Below are 19,029 nucleotides of genomic sequence, written 5' to 3'. Positions count from 1 at the left end.
TATACATTAATTTCAATTTAATATTAACTCTCACATCTCTATATTATAATATTCGTTAACCACTCAAATTTCTGACATTTAAAACATTGTTATCATTAGCTTTCTAAATATTAAAGTGAACACAAATCCTATAAAAAATGATAAATAAAGAACCTTAGCAGTCTTCTTAACATCATTAATATCAATTTCTTTAATTTTATCTCCTATTGTAGGCTTACTTACAAGTTTTCCAAAATAATAATTGGCCCCTCCAAGCTGTACCCCTAATGCACCAGCTATAGCTGCTTCTGGATGTGCACTATTAGGGCTTGTATGATTATATCTATCTCTTCTATATATCTTAAAGCTATTTTTATAATCATATCCTAGAAATGCAGAAGCTAATATTATCAACATGCCCGTTATCCTGGCTGGAATAAAATTAAAAACATCATCCAATTTAGCCGGGAAATATCCAAACTCTATGTATTCCTCGTTCTTATATCCAAACATCGAATCTAATGTATTCACCGCTTTATATGCAAATGCAAGAGGCGCTCCAAAAATCATAGCATAAAATAACGGAGCTATGACTCCATCTGCCATATTTTCTGCTATAGTTTCAACAACTGCTCTTATTATTCCTTCTTTGCTCAAACTTGCAGTGTCTCTCCCAACTATAAATGATAACTGCTTTCTTGCACCATCTAAGTCATTTATTAATAAAAACTTAACTACTTTATATCCTTCAACAACTAATGCTTTCGATGATATACAAAAATATATCAAAATTCCCTCTAAAATAATTCCAACGTAAATATTAAATTCTCTTGATAAGTTAACAATTGCGAATACAATTGCAAATATTATTGACACAGTAAGAATCCATACAATAAGACCTGCTGCTTTTAAATGCTTTCTAAGGATTCTTCTAAACATTGCTTCAAGTTTTTTAGCCACATATCCAATTCCTCTAACTGGATGAAACGGATTATTAGGATCCCCAATTAATAAATCCAAAACAAATCCTATACTAAGTTCAATCATATAGTTCTCCTCGTTATTTTCTTTCGCATCTCAAAAATAATTCTAATCATATTTTCTCACTATATTTGGGATACATTTTTTATTTCAAATTGTCCATCTTCTCTAATTTTTATTGTAAGTTCGTACCCTTCTCCATTGCTAGGCTGCCACTCATAGAATTTTTTCTTATTATCATAAAACATTTCTAATAGTATACCTATACTTCCTCCATGAATAACTCCAAAAGCAGTATCTATATTTTCTTTAATGAGATAATTTATAAGCTCCACAAATCCATCATTAACTCTTTTTCTAAATTCTGCTCTGCTCTCTCCGCTTGGACATTTTACATTTCCTTCTTTGTCTTCTATCCAAGTTATATACTCTTTTAAAAGTTTTAGTTCTTCATATGGTCTTAATTCAAAATCACCAAAATCATACTCAAAAAACTTGTTTAAAATTTTATACTTATTCTGCGGACAAATAATTTCTAATGTTTCATTTGCTCTCTTTGCCCCACTTGTAAAGTAAAAATCACACTTTGTATATTTAACCCTTCTAGAAATTTCCCTTAATTGCTCTTTCCCTCTTTCACTTAATTCAACATCACTACTACCACAATATAATTTTCTTTCATTGCAATAAGTTTTTCCATGCCTGACCAAATATAACTTAATTTCATTCATACGTTAATCGCTATAGTTTTTCAATTGAACCTATAACTAATTTACCTCTTTCTTTAAATTGTATTATTTTTCAATTCCTCTTCAATTCCAAAAAATATTCTACATACATGAGAAGAATGCTTTGCTAGAAACTGAAGTAAGCGCCCAGTTTCTTCTCTCCATATTCTATCAATTTTTTCGATTGGAACAATTCCGGAATTTATTTCATCACATATTATTATTTTATTTTCTAACAAATCCATTTTATCTTTTAAAGCTTCTATTGGGTTAAGCTTATTAGAAATACACGCTTTAACAAAAATATGTAATCCACATATGATTTCCTTATTATATTCTATATTTTCATCTCTACAGAAAAATATTTGTTCATGACTTACTTTATATTTTTCTTTTACATAATCTAATTTTCCATTATAGGCTCCACCAAAAATTAATTTCATAAATGCCCCTTCCCCTTACGGAATTATTCCTAGTATTAATATTCCAACTACCTCACCTATGACCAAAGCAAATCCAGCAACATCTCCAGATATTCCACCAAATTCTTTTCTGCATTTTTCTACTGACAATTTAATTCCTAAACTTATTAATAAAACTAATATTATTCCATAAATATTTAATAAAATTACTGATATTATTAATGTTATTATCAATGTTATTATCATAATAAGCTTATCATAAACATTAGTCCCTTTTTTAAAGTAAGTCCCTAAAGTACTTTCTTTTATAGTTGCTCTGCTTAAAAGATAATACGCTACAACACTTCTGCTTATTATTGGAATCAAAATTAATGTATAAAGAGAATTATTCTTTTCTAAAATAGAATATACCCCTCCAAATTGTAAAAAGAACAAAATCACTAGGGATATTACTGCAAACGCTCCTGTAGCTGAATCTTTAAGTATTCTGAGTTTCTCTTCCTTACTTCTCCTTGAAAGAATTGCATCGCAAACATCCATAAAACCATCTAAATGCAGCATTCCTGTTATTATAAATGGTACTATGGTAATTATCGAACTCTTTAAAATTATTGAGATATTTAATATACTCGCTAAATAATATATTATACTCCACAAGATTCCAATTATTAATCCAATCAGTGGGTAAAATTTCATCATATTTTTTACTCCATCATCGTCCCATTCAACATATGGAGTTGGAAGTATCGTAAACATGCTTAATGCCATAATAAATCCTTTGTATAATTTCTTCATAAAGTTACTTTCTCCTCATGTTTAATATACTTAATTAATCCGAAGCTACATTCTATAACATTCTCACAATACTTTGTTAACCCCCTATTTATAATAGCTAGTTCTTTCTTGAAATTTTCAGTTATCTCATCATATTGTATCGCATCATTAAATATGTAATCACTCACAATAACAACGTTCTTTGCATTATTCATAACTTGCTTTATATCACTTAATATCTTATGAGAAGGATTCTTTATAATTTGATTTTCAACAAACATCTCATTAGTCAAAAGTGAAGTTATACTATCTATAAGTACAGTATCCTTGCAATTGATCATATTAATCACACTATCCAAATCTCGAGGAACTTCTAGTGTCTTAAAATTCAATCCTTCTCTACTTTTTTTATGTTTCTCTATTCTCTCTTCATCTTCTCTATCATATGGATTCATAGTGGCAATATATATAACTTCATTTCTATTTAAGGATAGAGCTATTCTTTCTCCAACTTCTGATTTACCACTCTTAGAACCTCCAATTATTAAATAATTCATATACTCTAATTTAAGCCCAAAATACTAATAAAAATAAATTACTTCTCTATACCTATCCTTGAGCCTATTCCTTTCTCATATGGATGTTTTACAGCTTTAATTTCTGAAACATAATCTGCAAGTCCAACTAACTTTTCATTAGGATTCCTTCCAGTTAGAACAACTTCTAATTCTTTAGGTTTGTTTTCCAAAAAATCTATTACCTTACTTAAAGAAATTAAATCTAAATTAGTAGATGCAATCACTTCATCTAATATTAATAAATCAAAATTTTCTTCTATCGCCTTCTTAGTAACTTTAGAAAATCTTTCCTCATGCTCTCTTTTAGTCTCTATCTGCTCTTCTTCACTCATAAATTTAAAAAATTTCTTTACTGGAGCACCTTTAAAAACTTCAAAGTCATTTCCTAGCTTATCAATAGAATTTAATTCACCCGTTTCATTATCCTTTAAAAATTGTGTTAACAAAACTTTCTTTTGACGTCCAACAGCTCTCATTCCGAGGCCCATAGCCGCTGTTGTCTTTCCCTTTCCATCTCCACAATAAATATGAATAAGTCCTAATTCCATAAACACTCTCCTTTCTTATTCATAAAAATAAGTAATTTTATATTCGAAAATGCTGCTTAATCATTACTCTATAAGCATTTGTCAAAACAAATATATTATTATCAAATTATTAAAACATAATATCATAAGTTTTAACCGCTTTACATACTCATGTTTTCATAGAGTATACAGTTATTATAACATATTCTTTAAATTCCATATTAACCCCACTATGATGATCTTTTACTTCCTCGCACGACTAGAAATATACCACTTATAAAAAACAGCTATACGCTTATGAAAAGAGCATCTATACTGCAATACGGAACTTTTCTACAAAAAAACATTCCTTAGTAGTTTTTTACTTATTATTTACTTTCATGTGCCTTATTAAATTATAAATAGTTAATTTAATCCCCTACAATCATTTAAATATTTATCATTTATTCATAGCCTTAAGTTCATCTAAATAACTGTCGTTAATTTCTGCTTCTTCAAAAGTTGCCATGTTATTCATAACCGCACATGCAGATTTCATTATTGAAAATGCTAATGGGCATCCACTTCCTTCTCCAAGTCCCATATCTAAGTCTAATATTGGACTTAAGCTTAGCTCTTTCATTGCAACTTTAAATCCTAATTCTTTTGAGTCATGTGAAGTAAACATATAATCTCTAGCTTTTGAATTTAATTTAAATGCTATAAGTGCAGCAACTGCTGATATAAAGCCATCAATAACAACTGGAACTTTATAATAAGCAGAGCCTAAAAAAACTCCTGCCATAGCTGCTAAGTCAAAACCTCCAACTTTCGAAACTACGTCTATTGGATCATCTTTTGCTGGATTGTTCACCTTTATTGCTTTCTTAATAACTTCCTTCTTTTTCTCAAATGCTTCGTCTGTGATTCCAGCACCTCTTCCTACAACTATTTCCACTCTTACGTCTGTTAATGCTGACAACACGGCACTACTAGTAGAAGTATTGCCAATCCCCATCTCTCCAACACCAAGAATTTCATAGCCTAGTTCTTTCGCATTTTTAACAGACTCTATTCCAATTAAAATTGCTTTCTCTGCTTCTTCACGTGTCATTGCAGGCCCCTTTGCAATATTATTAGTTCCTTTTCTTATCTTTTTATTAATTACACCAGGATAGCTAAAATCACAGTTAATGCCAACATCTATCACCATAAGCTCAGTATCATTTTCTTTTGCAAGAACTGCTACTCCCGTTAATCCTTTTGTGAAGTTAATTGTTTGTGCTAACGTTACCGATTGAGGCGCAGAAGCAACTCCTTCTTCAACCACCCCATTATCTGAGGACATTATTATAACCATTTTTTTTGTTATGTTATTTTTCACTTTTCCTGTAATGCCCGCAAGTTTTATAGCAATTTCTTCTAGCTTTCCTAAACTCTTAAGCGGCTTTGCAAGTGATGTCATTCTTCTATCTGCTTCAGCGATTACATAAGCATCTGCTTTTCTTATACTATTAATAATATCTCTTAATTCTTTAGAATTAATGTTCATTTCATTTCCCCCAATTATATACGCTATTATTTTTTGTTTTAATATAACATAAATTCATAAAAAATGTGTATAATTTATTTTTTATCTTTAAAATAATTCATTTCACATTCGAAATCTAAAAGCTGAAGATTTTGTTCTTGAATAACTCCTATCAGAAGTTTCGAATAAATTTCTTCTCCCTTGTCATTTTCAACTGTACTATATCCAGCCTTTTCTATAGCATTAGCCTGATCTAGATAATCAGCCGCCTGGAAAACTCCACTTTGTTTATATCTTTTATTATTGCTGAGAAATTCCCCATAATCTTTCATGGAATCTTCTTTACTACTATATACCCGAAAGTAATCCTCGATTTTTTGTTTATAATACTCTGAAGTACTCATTTTAATTTTTTTCCCTGTCCATCCTGAATCTGCTTTTATTCCAAATAGATTATTGGCTTTGGTACTTAAATCGGATTTTCCCCAGCCACTTTCTAATATCGCCTGAGAAATAGTTATAGAAGGAAGAATACCATACTTATCATATATCTCAATTGCCTCTGGATATAAATCATTAATAAATCCTTGCTTAGATTCATCTTTTAAATTATTCTTTTGAGATCCAATATATTTTAAATCATCTAAATACTTATATACTTTTTCTTTTTGTTCTTTATCAAAAGATAGCTTATCTAACACTGTATCCAAGTCAACGAGCTTATATTGACTATTTTTAATTTTAATGCTTGTACTACTATTTTTATCTATGAACATATTAGCTAATTGATTTATGCTACTATCTGTTGCTTTAGAAAAATCATTTTTATATCTAACACCATCAATAGCCGCCATGAACTTCCAATTTACTTGAAGTTTACCTTTGCTCGCATCATCTGCATCCTGTATATACATTTTTGTGTTTAAATCCTTAAGGTTTATATTATTATATTTTGCCATATAGCCGCTATAAACTCCAAAAATAGCAAAGGCTATAATACCAAATGCTATAATATTTAGTATAACTCTTTTAAATCCTCTTTTTCTTTTTCTCGTGTTCATAATAATTCTCCCTTTCATCCCACATAAAAAATATATGATTATAAATGAACAATCATAGCCAAAAAAACTTCTCTTAATAAGCTATAAAATGTTATGCTAAAATAATAAAATTACATTCGGAATTTCAGTAACCCAATGTTTAATGATAACTTATATTATCTATAAGTTATATATTTAAATTATATAATGTAAATATAAATTTCAGATAACTATTTTTATTAAACTTCTATTACTTTTTAAATAATATTTCGACAATCACTTATTCTTTTAAATATATTTTCAAGTGTAATTACTAAAAAAATTATTAATGAACTAACAGCTAGCTTCTTTAACATAAAATCGTATATATGTTGCAATTCATAATTCATAATGTAGATTTCACAATTCGCAATTACTGCTAAAATTCTTTCAATATTTTCAGAATTATGATAAAGAATTATTTTTGCAATATATATTCGCAAAAAAATAAAGAGCCTCTTTTTGTGATATCATCATTATCCCAAGAGTACTCTTCAATTTAATTATCATGTATATTAGTTTGCTGGCTCCCATTTGCAGCGAACTGGTGATATAATAGCGCTTTCTTTCTTTAATTCCTTGAATGCATTATCAATTTCTTTACGATCTAAACCAGATAACTTTTCAACCTCACCTGCGCTAACTGGCTTTCCAGCCTCTCTCATAACTTCTAAAACTTTTTCTTTAACGCTCATTACTTTAACTCCCTTCAGTATGAATTATTTATTTTCTTTGATTATATTCCAAAAAGATAATTTAATCAATAATCATTTTCCAATAAAATCTATTATTGATTTTAGATATTCTTTCTTGTGTACACAAAATTCATGAGCTCTTATATTAAATTTTAACTTTTCATCAATTGAAAAAGCCATAATATAGTCATAGCGACCTAATACCAGCTTCTTAAATTCACTAACTGATAGCTTTACAATCTTCTCCACTTCAGATCCAATATTAAATTTAGGATCTTTTATATTATATAAATATACTTCACATATTTCATTATTTAAGAAGCTATTTAGATTAAGTTTTTCTCTTATACTTCCAACAAATCTTAAGTTCCTAGAATTAATTTCTATTCCTATTTCTTCCTTAACTTCACGTTTTAATGCATTTTCTATTTCCTCTCCAATATCAACATGTCCTGCTGCTGATATATCATATAATCCTGGAAAATCTTTTTTCTTATATGATCTCTGTTGAAGATATATCCATTTTTCATTGCTAGACTCATCTACTATCCAACAATGAACAACCTTATGTAGAAGTCCATTTGCATGTATTTCTGAACGAGAAGCTATACCAATTTCATTTAATTCTTCATCGTAAAATGACAGTTTCTCTTCACTTTCCGTAAGAATCTCCCCCTTTTATCTATTTTCTTTCAATGAAAACACTTTTATAGCTATATTAACATCCCATAACAAATACAAATTCCAGCATTCACTTTTAAGTAATTTTGAAATTAATATATCATTTTTTATCTTTCATCAGAAACTCTACTAATTTTTCTTCATGATTAAATACTAATTCATAATTAAATTTTGGTTTCTCTATTACTATTAACTTAATCTTGGCTTCCCGAACTGCCTTAAGCTTTTCTAGAACTCCACCTTCTTTACCACTGTCTTTAGTCAAAATTGCCTTAATATTATATTGGCGAATAAATGCTTTCTCCAGTTCATAAGATATGGGACCTTGAAGTGCTATAATATCTTTAATATTAATTCCCTTCTCGACTATCTTTTCCAATACTTTAGGTGATGGTAAAATTCTATGTATCACTCTATGGTTAAACTCTAAATTTACAAACTTAGAAACATTATTTCCGCCTGTAGTATTTAAAATATTTCCGTCTATATTTTTTATAATTTTAATAGCCTCGTCATAATCTTTAACTCTTACTATATCTTCTCCAGTAATACGCTCAAGAGCACCTAATCTTTCATATCTTATATACTTAATCTTAAGATAATTTGCGCACTCTAATGCAGTCTTTGTAACTTCTTGTGCATAAGGATGAGAGGCATCAACTAGCATATCAATTTGATTGACCTCTATCCATTTTAGCATTTCTTCTGCATTCAAAGGCTTTGTGTTTAGCTGCTTTATATTAAATTCCTTGAGTAACTCTCCTCCATACGCTGTAGCAGTTGTAACAGCAATATCATTAGTGTATTTATTTATTAACGATAAAATTTTTCTTCCTTCTGAAGTTCCTAAGATAAATCCAATCATACTTTCTCCATTCCAGATTGCCAAGACACATTTTAAAAAGCAATAAGCCAACCATGCTAATTTATTTCAAATTTATGTAGTTCATCATCAACTCATTATTTTCTTTCATATGCCTAAATACAAACTATCTCTATCTTTTATTTTCATAACCTCTAGGTGTTATAAAGCTTTCATCTTTATAATAACTTTTTGAATTTCCTACTATTACAATAGACATCATATCTACTATATCTTCATCAAAATCTTTGATAGTAAATAATTTATAACTTTGCCCTTCTCTAAGTGCATGTCTTACTACTGCCACTGGAGTGCTATCCGTTCTAAACTCTCTTATTATATCAATACACTCTCTTAAATAGTCAGGTCTTCCTTTACTTTTAGGATTATATAAAGATATTACAAAGTCTCCTTCTGCTGCAAGTTTTACTCTCTTCTTTATATCTTCATAAGGTGTCATTAGGTCACTTAAGCTAATATTGCAATTATCATGCATAAGAGGCGCCCCAACTACAGAACCTGCTGCACTACTTGCAGTAATACCTGGAATTATCTCCACATCCTCATCTTTTTTAAGTTCAAGTATCAATCCAGCCATTCCATAAATACCTGCATCTCCAGTACTTATTAATGCAACATTCTTATCTTTACATAAATTTAAAGCTTCCTTGCATCTAGCTTCTTCACCTTTCATTCCTGTCGAATATAACTCTTTATCTTTAACTAAGTCTTTTATCATGTCAATATATTTGTTATATCCTACGACAACATCACTATCTTCAATGGCCTTTAATGCTCTCAAGCTCATATTCTCAATGCTTCCAGGCCCTATTCCTATTACTCTTAATTTTCCCATACTTCAATCAACCTCTTTCGCTTCATTTTTATCCTTTGAATAAAATCTAATTCTTATTATCTAATTCTATATTATAGCATTTCACTCTAATATAGGTAAGATAGCATTTGCAATCTTAAAATGCAACTTACCTATTGTATATTTTTCTCATCGAAACAATTTTGATCATATGATATTCCATTACCTGAAATAAAATATTATATTTTGAAATATTGCTTTTTCTCTACTCACATTTCTATATTTATGGGATATATTAGCTACGAATTTAATAGAATTACCTTTTTGTAATGAATACTTTTGATCATCAATATCTATCTCTACTTCACCTTGAGTTACTATAATATATTCTTCAACACCATCACTATGTGGAGTAGATACATGATTGCACCCTGGTTCTAATTCAATAGTGAAAATTTCAAAACCTCTATTTGCATCAAAAGGAAATATGGGATATAACTTCATTCTGGCATCGTCTTCTATAATCGGATCAATATTATTTTGATCCACTATCTCTAATTCATCCTGCTCTTCATCAATAAAAAAGGAAAATGATACCTTTAATCCAGTTGAAATTTTCCATAAAGTCGATACTGTCGGATTTGATTGTCCTCTCTCTATTTGACCTAACATAGCTTTACTAACTCCAGTCAATTTTGCTGCTTCATCCAAACTTAATTCTCTCTTATTTCTGATTTCCTTTAATTTGCTTCCAATAATCGAATTTAAATTTCTCATATTCTACTCCTTTACTCGAAAGTATTGTATGTTATAACATATACATAAATAATATATTGTACAAAATATTATTCCCGTATATAATATAACATATCTTACTAATTAGATTCACAACTTAATTTCAAATATTTTAGATAAGGAGTCTTTTAAATGGCAAAAGCATTTCTATTAGGAGTCGCAGCATCATTTTTCTTTGCATTCACATTTATATTAAATCAACAAATGAATATTTCTGGCGGAAGCTTTTTATGGAGTTCATCACTTCGATATATCTTTATGTTGCCACTCTTGCTTATTATTATGATTATAAATAGACAATTAAATCCTGTATTAAATGATATAATTAATAAACCTATTCAATGGATTACTTGGAGCACAATAGGCTTTGGATTATTTTACGCTCCTTTAAGCTTTGCATCTGCATATGGTGCATCATGGCTAGTTGCTGGAACTTGGCAATTAACTATAATTGCTGGTGCTCTTATGTCTCCATTATTTTTTAAAAATATTAAAACACCTGCTGGAATATGCAAAGTAAGAAATACACTTCCGAAAAAATCCCTATTAATGTCCTCTTTAATATTACTAGGTATATTTTTAATGCAGCTTGAACAATCAAAAAATGTCTCTTTTTCAGAAATAATCTCTGTAGTTATTCCCGTTATTCTAGCTGCATTTGCTTACCCACTTGGTAATCGCAAGATGATGGAAATCTGCGATGATAAATTTAATACCTTTCAGAGAGTATTCGGAATGACTTTATGTAGTATGCCCTTTTGGATATTAATATCAATATTCGGTGTATTATCTGCTGGTATGCCAAGTAAAGGGCAATTACTTCAATCCCTAGTGGTTGCTATTTCTTCTGGAATTATCGCCACAATACTTTTTTTTAAGGCAACCGACATAGTAAGTAATGATACACATAAGTTAGCCGTTGTAGAATCAACACAATCCGGGGAAGTAATATTTACTCTTATAGGTGGAGTTTTTATATTTCATGATAAATATCCAACATTTGTTGGACTAGCAGGCATAATATTAATAGTAATAGGCATGATTTTAAATAGTATTGTGGAATCATAAAATCATTGGTTTAACAAAAAGGTAGGCTTTGACCATTTATACTTATCATCAATTAGTATCATTACTTTTTACGACTAGAAATTTTTATATTTTCATTTTTGTAAAAAACAAGAAGAGATGTTGCTTCTTCTACTTGTCAATAAGTATTTTTCACAACATCTCTTAATATTTCTTATTCTTCTGCTGGCTTGAAAGTTCCTTCAATAAATTTATTAGGATTAAATATATGCTCTATTCTTGGTAGTGAAATCCCCAAGGTTTCTCTTAGAACATCTTCTACTGTTTCTACTGCTATAATAGTTAATTGTTCCTTAACTTCTTGTGGAACCTCATTTAAATCAACTACATTATCCTTTGGAATTAGTACTTTTGTAATTCCGGCTCTTTGAGCTCCTAATAATTTTTCTTTAAGTCCTCCTATTGGAAGAACAGCTCCCCTTAGAGTTATTTCTCCTGTCATTGCAAGTTTTGAATCCACTTTTATGCCTGTAACAAGTGATGCAAGTGCAGTAAATAATGCAATTCCTGCTGATGGTCCATCTTTAGGAACAGATCCTGATGGAACATGAATATGAATATCTCTTTCTCTAAAGTTTATGGCATTAATCGGCAATCTTGATTTTAATAAACTTAAAGATATTTGCGCAGATTCTTTCATAACATCCCCTAGCTGTCCAGTTAAGACAATTTGTCCACTTCCTAGCATTCCTGTCGCTTCAATGAAAAGTATTTCTCCACCTACAGATGTCCACGCTAGTCCAGTTACAACCCCTGGAACATTATCATCTTGAGCCTTATCATGGCTTGAAACCTTTCTTCCTAATAAGTCCTCTAAATCATCTTCTTTAACTTTAAAAGGTAATTCCACCTTATTAGATACAATCTTTTCTGATGCAATTCTTGCAATAGTTGCTATTTGCTTTTTAAGCCCTCTTACTCCGGCCTCTAGAGTATATTCACTTATAATTCTTTCTAATGCTGCATCTTCTATAACAAGCTGAGTATCATTTAATCCGTGTTCTTCAAGAACTGCTGATATTAAGTGATTCTTTCCTATATGGAATTTCTCATTCATAGTATAACTAGAAATTTGAATTACTTCCATCCTATCTAATAAAGGCCTTGGTATAGTATCTAGAGAGTTCGCTGTAGCAATAAAGAATACATTAGATAAATCATAAGGTACATCTAAATAGTGATCAGTAAAAGTATCATTTTGTTCTGGGTCTAATACTTCTAATAATGCACTTGCTGGGTCTCCATTATAGCTAGCCATCAACTTATCTACTTCATCTAAAACCATAACTGGATTTATTTCTCCTGCTTTCTTTATACTTTGAATAATTCTTCCTGGCATTGCACCTACATAAGTTCTTCTATGCCCTCTTATTTCAGCCTCATCACGAACTCCACCTAAGCTTAATCTTACATATTTTCTATTTAAAGCTTCTGCAATACTCTTTCCTAAGCTTGTCTTTCCTACTCCTGGAGGACCTACTAATAATAGAATAGAACCCTTTTTATCATTTTTAAGCTGCATAACTGCTAAATGTTGTATTATTCTATCTTTAACTTTTTCTAATCCATAATGCTGTTCATCTAATATTCTTCTTGCTTCTTCTAAATCAATGTCCTTAAATTCTTGTTTTTTCCAAGGAAGCTGAATTAATAATTCTAAGTAGTTTTTAATCACATTGTATTCAGCACTATTTGGACTTTGGCTTTCTAATTTTCCTAATTCTTCTAAAGCAACTTCTTTTATCTCATCCGGCATCTGAGCCTCTTCAATTCTATTTAAGTAGTTCTTGTCCTTTTTAGAAGGTGAGCTTTTTCCTTCATTTAATTCTTCTTGGATAGCTTTTAACTGCTCTCTTAATACTGTTTCCCTATAATTCTTATTAGCTTTTTCTGTGAATTTTTCTGCTAATTCAAATTGTAATTTTAAAGATTCTTTTTGTTTTAATAAATAATCTATAAATTTAAGACCTCTATCCTTTAATGATTGAGTTTCCAACAAATCATATTTTTCCTCACTTGAAATTTGCATGAAATGAGATAAATATCCCATAAGCTTATTCAAATCTTTTTGACCTTCTACAGCCAACATAAACCTTTCTGATCCTTTAAAATTCTCACTAATTTCACGAGTAACTTTTTTAATATACTCTACCATTTCATCCTTACTTTTTTCTGTAAGATCAATAATATCGGGTGCAAATTCGAATTCAGCTTTAACAAAATCTTCTTCAATACTAAATGTTTTAATTTCAACTCTATCTAATATTTTAATTTCAGCTTTATATCCCTTTTCTGTTTTTTCAATTGCATTTACTTGAAATGTAACACCAACTCTATGAAAATCTTCTTCCTTTAACTTACTTTGACCAAAGTTTTGTTTTAAAGGTAATGCAATATTAACTATATCTTCATCTGATAAACTTTCAATCTGAGTTTCACTAAATTTATTAAATTTTAGTGTATGGTACATTCCAGGTAATAACACTATATCTGATACAGGAATTACTTTTCCTATATTATTTTTATTATCTAAATTTATCATCATAATCATCCTTCCTATTAGAACATTCTTAAACGAGCATTCATTTAAAGATTAGTTAAGCAATAGCGAGATACTTCTGCAATTATATTTCACAAAATCTCTCGCACTAAAAAACAGTCCTTTTAATTATATAAGTAATGCCTCTTGCACTATTCTAATGAGTTCCTTTAGCAACTCAATTTTTTCATTTTCATCAATACATGAATTAATAGCAATTGATTTTACTGGATAAAAAAGTATTGCTCTTAAATTATCATTTTGAAGATTCTTAAAAACTTTTCTTTCTTTCATTTCATCAAGAAAATTATTTAGGTTATTTATTCCCCTCTTAGTCAAGCATTGATTTGATAAAGCTGGACAATTAGCAAATTGATCTACGAAATGAAAGACTTCTCCATGCTCCCTAATATAAATAAAATACTCTTTAACAATAATTTCAATAACTTGCTGACCATTCATCTTATTGTTAAGTTTACTGAGTATGTAATCAAAAATATCTTCAGAATATTCAAGATATATGTCTTGTAACATGACTTCTTTATTTTCATAATAAATATATACTGTAGCAGGTGATACCCCTGCCTCTTTTGCTATCTTCGAAATAGACGTACCGTGAAAGCCTTCTTTAAGAATTAATTTAATAACTGCTTCCTTTATGTTCTTTTGCTTTTCATCGTCTTTCCTTCTCATTTAAACACCTCTATTATTATATTTCTATAATAAATGAACATTCTTTTATTGTCAATATATATTCCACCAATTTTATCTTATTAAATGTTAATTTTCTTTTAAAATCTACATAAAGAAACTAAAACATAATTTATCTGTTTTTAATCTAGTAAAAAATACATCACTCCTAATTATCAAAAGCATTAAAAATCGCTATTCAACTTTAAAATAGCGATTTTTAATACTTTCCAAACTTTTATGTTTAAAACAAGAAGTAACTTAAATCAAACAATGCCTTACATATTCAATACGTGTCTACATTCACTAGCACATTGACTACATACATCAGCACAAGTTTGACAATGTTCATCATTAAATCTTCCGCATTCTTTTGCACAGCTTTCACATACGGCAGCACATACAGTAGCTATTTCTCTTATATGACCACTTCCTCTTGAAATAAAACAAGCTGTTGTAGAGCAAATTTCAGCACAATCTTGAAGTGATTTAATACAATACATCCTATCTCTAGCATCACTATGTTGTAAACATAAATTTAAGCATTCCTCACATATTTGCACACATTTACTGCAAGCATCAATGCAATATTGCATTGGGTTTCCTTCCGATATTAATGAATTTGAATGTCTGGTCATAGTTGCTTCCATTTTTGTTTCCTCCTTTATTATTTTATTGATAACAAAATATATTTTCTTCTAACGCACTAAAAATATACTTTGTAATTTCTGCTTAAGTCGCCTATAAAATTCAAAAAGGATACATTAATATATTGATAATTTTTTGTATACACTTTTTAGTTTATACTTATTATATTTTAAATATCTTTGTACTGAATATATTTATGCATCAAAAACAGGAGCAGATTAAGTAACATCTGCTCCTAATTTATATATGTTCTATATTTAAATTCTTTTATACAAGCTAACGACATGTACTTCCCAAAACTCATCTACCCATAAACCAACTATTGTATCAACCGAAAAATTCCAATTTTTAATCAAATTTGTGGCTTCTTCTATTTGCTTATAATGCACCTCAGCATCCACTGGATTCGCAGCACAGTCATAATGACCTACCAATCCAATTATTTTGGATTTATGAGCCTTAACTGAAATATTAATCTTATCTTTTAATCTACTTGAATAAAACGGATTCCCTTCTGACACTATCTTGTCCATGCCAGGCTCAGTTATTAAATCCACATACTCCACATTAAAATTTTCTTTTATCCAATTTATTACTGGAATCTGAGTCCTTCCGTCAATACAATTTAAAACTGTCCCAAAGCTTTTTTTCATTCATACCACCTAAAACTATTATTCTTAGGTAAGATATGAATATAAGTTAGCGTTTGCTATCAATCTCTTCAAATAAAGATGATAAATGAAATCTATATTTCATTTTTATCTCTAAATTCAATTTCTGTACCCTCAGGAGCCTTCATTTTAAATAAGAAACTATCCTCAACTTTATATATTACTTCATTATTTTTAACCCTAAAATTGTTATAACCTAAACTTTTAATCCTATTAAATTCTTCCTGAACATTATCCACTAAAAAGCACATATGAACTATTCCTTCGCTTAACTTATTCCACTTAGAAAGATCTTCTCCCTTCTTGCTGGTTTGTAACTCAATCATGAACGTTCCTAGTTTTAACCATGTATTATAATCTCTAGTATGGAAATTCTTTGTCTCTTCCACAATCTCAAACCCAAGAATATTTTTATAGAATTCAAGTGATTCTTTGTAACTATTGGTTTGAATGCACACATGGTGCATAGCTTTTATTCCCATTATTTATCCTCCATAATAAATCTATTTATACTTGTAAATTTAGCCCTAATTATTCTATTTAAATATAACATATTGCCCCTCGTACTCTGCAAAAACAGTTTCCTTATTTTTAATAACAACCTTAAGATCTAATCTACTCTTGTTATGTTTCGTGTATGTTTCGAGAAATTCTCTTCTTGTTTCATCTCCCAAAATTTCACATTCTGCAGTAAAATCTTCACGTATAGGAGCTCTATAATTTATATTACTTTTTTTAATTACTATCTGAGCCTTTGGATCAATTTCTTTAATATTTACAAAAACCATAGACCATCCGCATATTGTCATCAAAGTATTTATACTTCCTCCAAACGCTGTTAATTTATCATTTATATTAGGTTTTAATTTAGCAGCAAGTATAACTCTCGACTTAGTAAACTCTGTAACACTTATGCCCATAGCTTCTGTAATTGGTATATTGGTATGTAAAAACTGCTCAAACTCATTCTCACTCATTATCTTACCTCCGATGTTCATCTACATGTATTGTAGACAAAATATAATATTTATAAATTTTATCATATAACTCAATTCAAATCCAATATATGACATAATATTAGAATCAAATGATTATTATTCTAATATTTAAATATAATTGTCTTAACTTGTCAGACATGCTATTGTTATCTATATAAATTCTAATATTAAAGGAGCAATTATGAGAAATATTACACATTATTTATTAGTTTCATTTATTTTAATTTTATTATCATTCATAATGTTTTTTATTCACTATTTAGTATTTGGTCAATTGGAAAACACGATTTATTACTCTTTTATGAGTCTCTGTTTTATCCCTATAAATATATTAGTCGTAACCCTAGTATTTGATAAACTTGTAGAAAGACGTACTAAACTCGAACGCTTAAGTAAATTAAATATGCTAGTCGGATTATTTTTTAGTGATATTGGTTTTACTCTATTGGAAATAATAGTAGCTGGTGATGCGAATATACAATATTTAAATCTAGATTTTACAGACTTAAAAACTTCTAATAATAAACTAAAATCTTATGAACACATAATAGCCTTTGAAAAAATTAATTATCCTAGGCTTGAAAAACTAGTTCTCGAAAGTAGAGATATTTTATCTAACCTTATAAGTAATGAGAATATATTAGAGCATGAAACCTTTGCCGATTTACTTATGTCTCTAATGCATTTAAGAGATGAAATAGTATTTTTACAATATAAAACACTGACAAAAGATGACTCTACTCACATAAAAGGGGATATTTGCAGAGTTTATAGGGCATTAACTTCTCAATGGATAAATTACCTTTCTCACTTAAAGCAATTTTATCCTTATCAATATAATGGTGCCATCAAATTCAATCCATTTACAGTTACTAGCAGATAATAATTAAAGCAGGAGCTTTAAATTCTCCTGCTACGATTTCTATAATCATTAATTTAAAGTTTAAATCTTATTTTACAATATTATGTTTATTTCCTCACCACATTTTTGGCACTTATTGTCTTTTATAAATACATTAGTTGAATAACCATTCCTCTCAATAAGAAGTTCATTGCAATTATCACAATAAGTATTATTATCCACTCCTTGAACATTTCCTACATATACATGTTTCAAGTATTTCTTTGCTTCATTTTGAGCTTCAGTTATCTTTTCTATTTTGGTAGCCTTATTCTCCATCTTATATCTTGGAAAATATCTGCTTAAATGAAGAGGTATATTTTCATCAACACTAGCTACAAATTCAGCTATTTGCCTTGCTTCTTCTAAAGAATCGTTTTCTTCACTGACAAGCAAAGTGGTAATTTCCACATGACAGTATTCACTGCACCTTTTTATAGTTTCTAGAACAGGCTCAAGTTTTGCACCACAAATATTATTATAATATCTATTTGTATATCCTTTTAAGTCTATATTCATAGCATCTACATAAGGAAGGAGCTTCTTAAGCGGCTCTTCATTAATATAGCCATTAGTAACAACCACAACACTCGTATCAGTATTATTCTCTTTTATGCCCTTTGCAGCATCATACATATATTCATACCACATGAAAGGTTCATTATAAGTAAATGCAATACCAATATTATTTTCTATGGTAGGGATAATGCCTATTAGTTTTTCAACGCTTATATATTGGGTTTGTGGCTTTCCCTGGGATATCTCATAATTTTGGCAAAAGCTACAAGTCATATTACACCCAAAGCTTCCAATTGATAAAATATCTTTTGATGGTTTGAAATGATATAAGGGTTTCTTCTCAATGGGATCAACTCCCATTGAAGTTACTTCTCCATAATTTATGGCAATAGGGACTTTAGATTTCAACGTTCTAACTCCACAAATTCCAAACTTATCTTCATCTATTAAACAATTATGCGGACATATCCTACATATCACTTTAGCCTTAACTTCCTCATAAAACGGTATTTTTTTTTCCACTCTTTATCACCTTCTTTAAATAAAGCATAA

At 29.4% G+C, this 19,029-nt stretch carries 22 protein-coding genes; 2 read left to right on the top strand and 20 right to left on the bottom strand.

What is annotated here, in order from left to right; genetic code table 11:
* Positions 1 to 78: 78 nt before the first annotated feature.
* The 13 genes from cbiB to L1S46_RS03530 all read right to left on the bottom strand — a co-directional run bounded on the left by cbiB (position 79) and on the right by L1S46_RS03530 (position 10,407).
* A complete protein-coding gene (gene cbiB, locus L1S46_RS03590) occupies positions 79 to 1,026 on the bottom strand; it encodes an adenosylcobinamide-phosphate synthase CbiB (RefSeq protein ID WP_238899235.1) in 948 nt (315 codons plus the stop codon).
* A 59-nt stretch (positions 1,027 to 1,085) separates the two neighbouring features.
* Positions 1,086 to 1,691 (bottom strand): phosphoglycerate mutase family protein, encoded by a 606-nt coding sequence (locus L1S46_RS03585; protein ID WP_238899234.1) that lies wholly within the window; start codon positions 1,689 to 1,691, stop codon positions 1,086 to 1,088.
* A gap of 53 nt (positions 1,692 to 1,744) precedes the next feature.
* The gene (locus L1S46_RS03580) at positions 1,745 to 2,131 is read right to left on the bottom strand and encodes a bifunctional adenosylcobinamide kinase/adenosylcobinamide-phosphate guanylyltransferase (protein ID WP_238899233.1); all 387 of its coding nucleotides are present in this window, start codon (positions 2,129 to 2,131) and stop codon (positions 1,745 to 1,747) included.
* A 15-nt stretch (positions 2,132 to 2,146) separates the two neighbouring features.
* Entirely contained in the window at positions 2,147 to 2,905 is a 759-nt protein-coding gene (locus L1S46_RS03575) for an adenosylcobinamide-GDP ribazoletransferase (RefSeq protein ID WP_171788693.1), read from the bottom strand.
* On the bottom strand, positions 2,902 to 3,441 hold the full coding sequence (locus tag L1S46_RS03570; protein WP_238899232.1) for a bifunctional adenosylcobinamide kinase/adenosylcobinamide-phosphate guanylyltransferase: 540 nt from the start codon (positions 3,439 to 3,441) through the stop codon (positions 2,902 to 2,904). Before L1S46_RS03570 ends, L1S46_RS03575 begins: the two co-directional genes overlap by 4 nt.
* 38 nt (positions 3,442 to 3,479) lie before the next feature.
* A complete protein-coding gene (locus L1S46_RS03565; RefSeq protein WP_238899231.1) occupies positions 3,480 to 4,010 on the bottom strand; it encodes a cob(I)yrinic acid a,c-diamide adenosyltransferase in 531 nt (176 codons plus the stop codon).
* Between the two features lie 418 nt (positions 4,011 to 4,428).
* Positions 4,429 to 5,520 (bottom strand): nicotinate-nucleotide--dimethylbenzimidazole phosphoribosyltransferase, encoded by a 1,092-nt coding sequence (gene cobT / locus L1S46_RS03560; RefSeq protein WP_171788696.1) that lies wholly within the window; start codon positions 5,518 to 5,520, stop codon positions 4,429 to 4,431.
* 74 nt (positions 5,521 to 5,594) lie between these two features.
* On the bottom strand, positions 5,595 to 6,560 hold the full coding sequence (locus L1S46_RS03555; RefSeq protein ID WP_238899230.1) for a glucosaminidase domain-containing protein: 966 nt from the start codon (positions 6,558 to 6,560) through the stop codon (positions 5,595 to 5,597).
* Positions 6,561 to 7,093: 533 nt separating this feature from the next.
* Positions 7,094 to 7,273 carry a hypothetical protein gene (locus L1S46_RS03550; protein WP_011968594.1) on the bottom strand — a complete coding sequence of 60 codons (180 nt, stop codon included), beginning with the start codon at positions 7,271 to 7,273 and terminating at the stop codon, positions 7,094 to 7,096.
* 72 nt (positions 7,274 to 7,345) lie between these two features.
* Positions 7,346 to 7,864 (bottom strand): NUDIX domain-containing protein, encoded by a 519-nt coding sequence (locus tag L1S46_RS26270; RefSeq protein WP_276325183.1) that lies wholly within the window; start codon positions 7,862 to 7,864, stop codon positions 7,346 to 7,348.
* 190 nt (positions 7,865 to 8,054) lie between these two features.
* Positions 8,055 to 8,819: a cobalt-precorrin-6A reductase gene (locus L1S46_RS03540; protein WP_238858650.1), complete on the bottom strand. Its 765-nt coding sequence runs from the start codon at positions 8,817 to 8,819 to the stop codon at positions 8,055 to 8,057.
* 130 nt (positions 8,820 to 8,949) lie between these two features.
* Positions 8,950 to 9,672 (bottom strand): precorrin-3B C(17)-methyltransferase, encoded by a 723-nt coding sequence (gene cobJ, locus L1S46_RS03535; protein ID WP_023976664.1) that lies wholly within the window; start codon positions 9,670 to 9,672, stop codon positions 8,950 to 8,952.
* Between the two features lie 180 nt (positions 9,673 to 9,852).
* Positions 9,853 to 10,407, bottom strand: a complete 555-nt coding sequence (locus L1S46_RS03530; protein ID WP_023976665.1) for an XRE family transcriptional regulator — start codon at positions 10,405 to 10,407, stop codon at positions 9,853 to 9,855.
* 150 nt (positions 10,408 to 10,557) lie between these two features.
* On the opposite strand from L1S46_RS03530, the gene L1S46_RS03525 reads away from it, so the two are divergent.
* Positions 10,558 to 11,493: a multidrug resistance efflux transporter family protein gene (locus L1S46_RS03525; protein ID WP_238899228.1), complete on the top strand. Its 936-nt coding sequence runs from the start codon at positions 10,558 to 10,560 to the stop codon at positions 11,491 to 11,493.
* A gap of 172 nt (positions 11,494 to 11,665) precedes the next feature.
* Here the strand turns inward: L1S46_RS03525 and lon are convergent, their stop codons facing one another.
* From lon to L1S46_RS03495, 6 genes are all read right to left on the bottom strand, one after another.
* Positions 11,666 to 14,053 carry an endopeptidase La gene (gene lon, locus L1S46_RS03520; protein WP_077830335.1) on the bottom strand — a complete coding sequence of 796 codons (2,388 nt, stop codon included), beginning with the start codon at positions 14,051 to 14,053 and terminating at the stop codon, positions 11,666 to 11,668.
* Between the two features lie 126 nt (positions 14,054 to 14,179).
* Positions 14,180 to 14,743: a TetR/AcrR family transcriptional regulator gene (locus L1S46_RS03515; RefSeq protein ID WP_011968588.1), complete on the bottom strand. Its 564-nt coding sequence runs from the start codon at positions 14,741 to 14,743 to the stop codon at positions 14,180 to 14,182.
* A gap of 275 nt (positions 14,744 to 15,018) precedes the next feature.
* Complete coding sequence (locus tag L1S46_RS03510; protein ID WP_011968587.1) at positions 15,019 to 15,390, bottom strand: four-helix bundle copper-binding protein; 372 nt, start codon at positions 15,388 to 15,390, stop codon at positions 15,019 to 15,021.
* Between the two features lie 255 nt (positions 15,391 to 15,645).
* Positions 15,646 to 16,041, bottom strand: coding sequence for a carbonic anhydrase (locus tag L1S46_RS03505; protein WP_017210011.1), 396 nt, complete (start codon positions 16,039 to 16,041; stop codon positions 15,646 to 15,648).
* Positions 16,042 to 16,133: 92 nt separating this feature from the next.
* Positions 16,134 to 16,541: a VOC family protein gene (locus tag L1S46_RS03500; protein WP_017210010.1), complete on the bottom strand. Its 408-nt coding sequence runs from the start codon at positions 16,539 to 16,541 to the stop codon at positions 16,134 to 16,136.
* Positions 16,542 to 16,595: 54 nt separating this feature from the next.
* Positions 16,596 to 17,036 (bottom strand): YiiD C-terminal domain-containing protein, encoded by a 441-nt coding sequence (locus tag L1S46_RS03495; protein ID WP_077830324.1) that lies wholly within the window; start codon positions 17,034 to 17,036, stop codon positions 16,596 to 16,598.
* 202 nt (positions 17,037 to 17,238) lie between these two features.
* Between L1S46_RS03495 and L1S46_RS03490 the strand changes: the two genes are divergently transcribed.
* Positions 17,239 to 17,940, top strand: coding sequence for a hypothetical protein (locus tag L1S46_RS03490; protein ID WP_238899227.1), 702 nt, complete (start codon positions 17,239 to 17,241; stop codon positions 17,938 to 17,940).
* Between the two features lie 72 nt (positions 17,941 to 18,012).
* Here L1S46_RS03490 and amrS read toward each other — a convergent pair whose 3' ends face one another.
* Positions 18,013 to 18,999, bottom strand: coding sequence for an AmmeMemoRadiSam system radical SAM enzyme (amrS, locus tag L1S46_RS03485; protein ID WP_238899226.1), 987 nt, complete (start codon positions 18,997 to 18,999; stop codon positions 18,013 to 18,015).
* Positions 19,000 to 19,029: the final 30 nt, after the last annotated feature.

Source organism: Clostridium sp. YIM B02500, assembly GCF_022324665.1.
GTDB classification, from domain to species: domain Bacteria; phylum Bacillota; class Clostridia; order Clostridiales; family Clostridiaceae; genus Clostridium; species Clostridium beijerinckii.
The sequence above is the reverse complement of the archived record's forward strand: the minus strand, read 5'-3'. Positions and strand labels throughout refer to the sequence as shown.

Excerpts from the sequence above, each read along its gene's own strand:
- L1S46_RS03490 (WP_238899227.1), top strand. The coding sequence starts at position 17,239 with ATGAGAAATATTACACATTATTTATTAGTTTCATTTATTTTAATTTTA.
- L1S46_RS03575 (WP_171788693.1), bottom strand. The coding sequence starts at position 2,905 with ATGAAGAAATTATACAAAGGATTTATTATGGCATTAAGCATGTTTACG.
- L1S46_RS03580 (WP_238899233.1), bottom strand. The coding sequence starts at position 2,131 with ATGAAATTAATTTTTGGTGGAGCCTATAATGGAAAATTAGATTATGTA.
- cobT (WP_171788696.1), bottom strand. The coding sequence starts at position 5,520 with ATGAACATTAATTCTAAAGAATTAAGAGATATTATTAATAGTATAAGA.
- L1S46_RS03525 (WP_238899228.1), top strand. The coding sequence starts at position 10,558 with ATGGCAAAAGCATTTCTATTAGGAGTCGCAGCATCATTTTTCTTTGCA.
- L1S46_RS03530 (WP_023976665.1), bottom strand. The coding sequence starts at position 10,407 with ATGAGAAATTTAAATTCGATTATTGGAAGCAAATTAAAGGAAATCAGA.
- L1S46_RS03495 (WP_077830324.1), bottom strand. The coding sequence starts at position 17,036 with ATGAGTGAGAATGAGTTTGAGCAGTTTTTACATACCAATATACCAATT.
- L1S46_RS03555 (WP_238899230.1), bottom strand. The coding sequence starts at position 6,560 with ATGAACACGAGAAAAAGAAAAAGAGGATTTAAAAGAGTTATACTAAAT.
- L1S46_RS03565 (WP_238899231.1), bottom strand. The coding sequence starts at position 4,010 with ATGGAATTAGGACTTATTCATATTTATTGTGGAGATGGAAAGGGAAAG.
- L1S46_RS03550 (WP_011968594.1), bottom strand. The coding sequence starts at position 7,273 with ATGAGCGTTAAAGAAAAAGTTTTAGAAGTTATGAGAGAGGCTGGAAAG.
- lon (WP_077830335.1), bottom strand. The coding sequence starts at position 14,053 with ATGATAAATTTAGATAATAAAAATAATATAGGAAAAGTAATTCCTGTA.
- L1S46_RS03585 (WP_238899234.1), bottom strand. The coding sequence starts at position 1,691 with ATGAATGAAATTAAGTTATATTTGGTCAGGCATGGAAAAACTTATTGC.
- cobJ (WP_023976664.1), bottom strand. The coding sequence starts at position 9,672 with ATGGGAAAATTAAGAGTAATAGGAATAGGGCCTGGAAGCATTGAGAAT.
- L1S46_RS03500 (WP_017210010.1), bottom strand. The coding sequence starts at position 16,541 with ATGGGAATAAAAGCTATGCACCATGTGTGCATTCAAACCAATAGTTAC.
- L1S46_RS03505 (WP_017210011.1), bottom strand. The coding sequence starts at position 16,041 with ATGAAAAAAAGCTTTGGGACAGTTTTAAATTGTATTGACGGAAGGACT.
- cbiB (WP_238899235.1), bottom strand. The coding sequence starts at position 1,026 with ATGATTGAACTTAGTATAGGATTTGTTTTGGATTTATTAATTGGGGAT.
- L1S46_RS03510 (WP_011968587.1), bottom strand. The coding sequence starts at position 15,390 with ATGGAAGCAACTATGACCAGACATTCAAATTCATTAATATCGGAAGGA.
- L1S46_RS03515 (WP_011968588.1), bottom strand. The coding sequence starts at position 14,743 with ATGAGAAGGAAAGACGATGAAAAGCAAAAGAACATAAAGGAAGCAGTT.
- L1S46_RS03570 (WP_238899232.1), bottom strand. The coding sequence starts at position 3,441 with ATGAATTATTTAATAATTGGAGGTTCTAAGAGTGGTAAATCAGAAGTT.
- L1S46_RS03540 (WP_238858650.1), bottom strand. The coding sequence starts at position 8,819 with ATGATTGGATTTATCTTAGGAACTTCAGAAGGAAGAAAAATTTTATCG.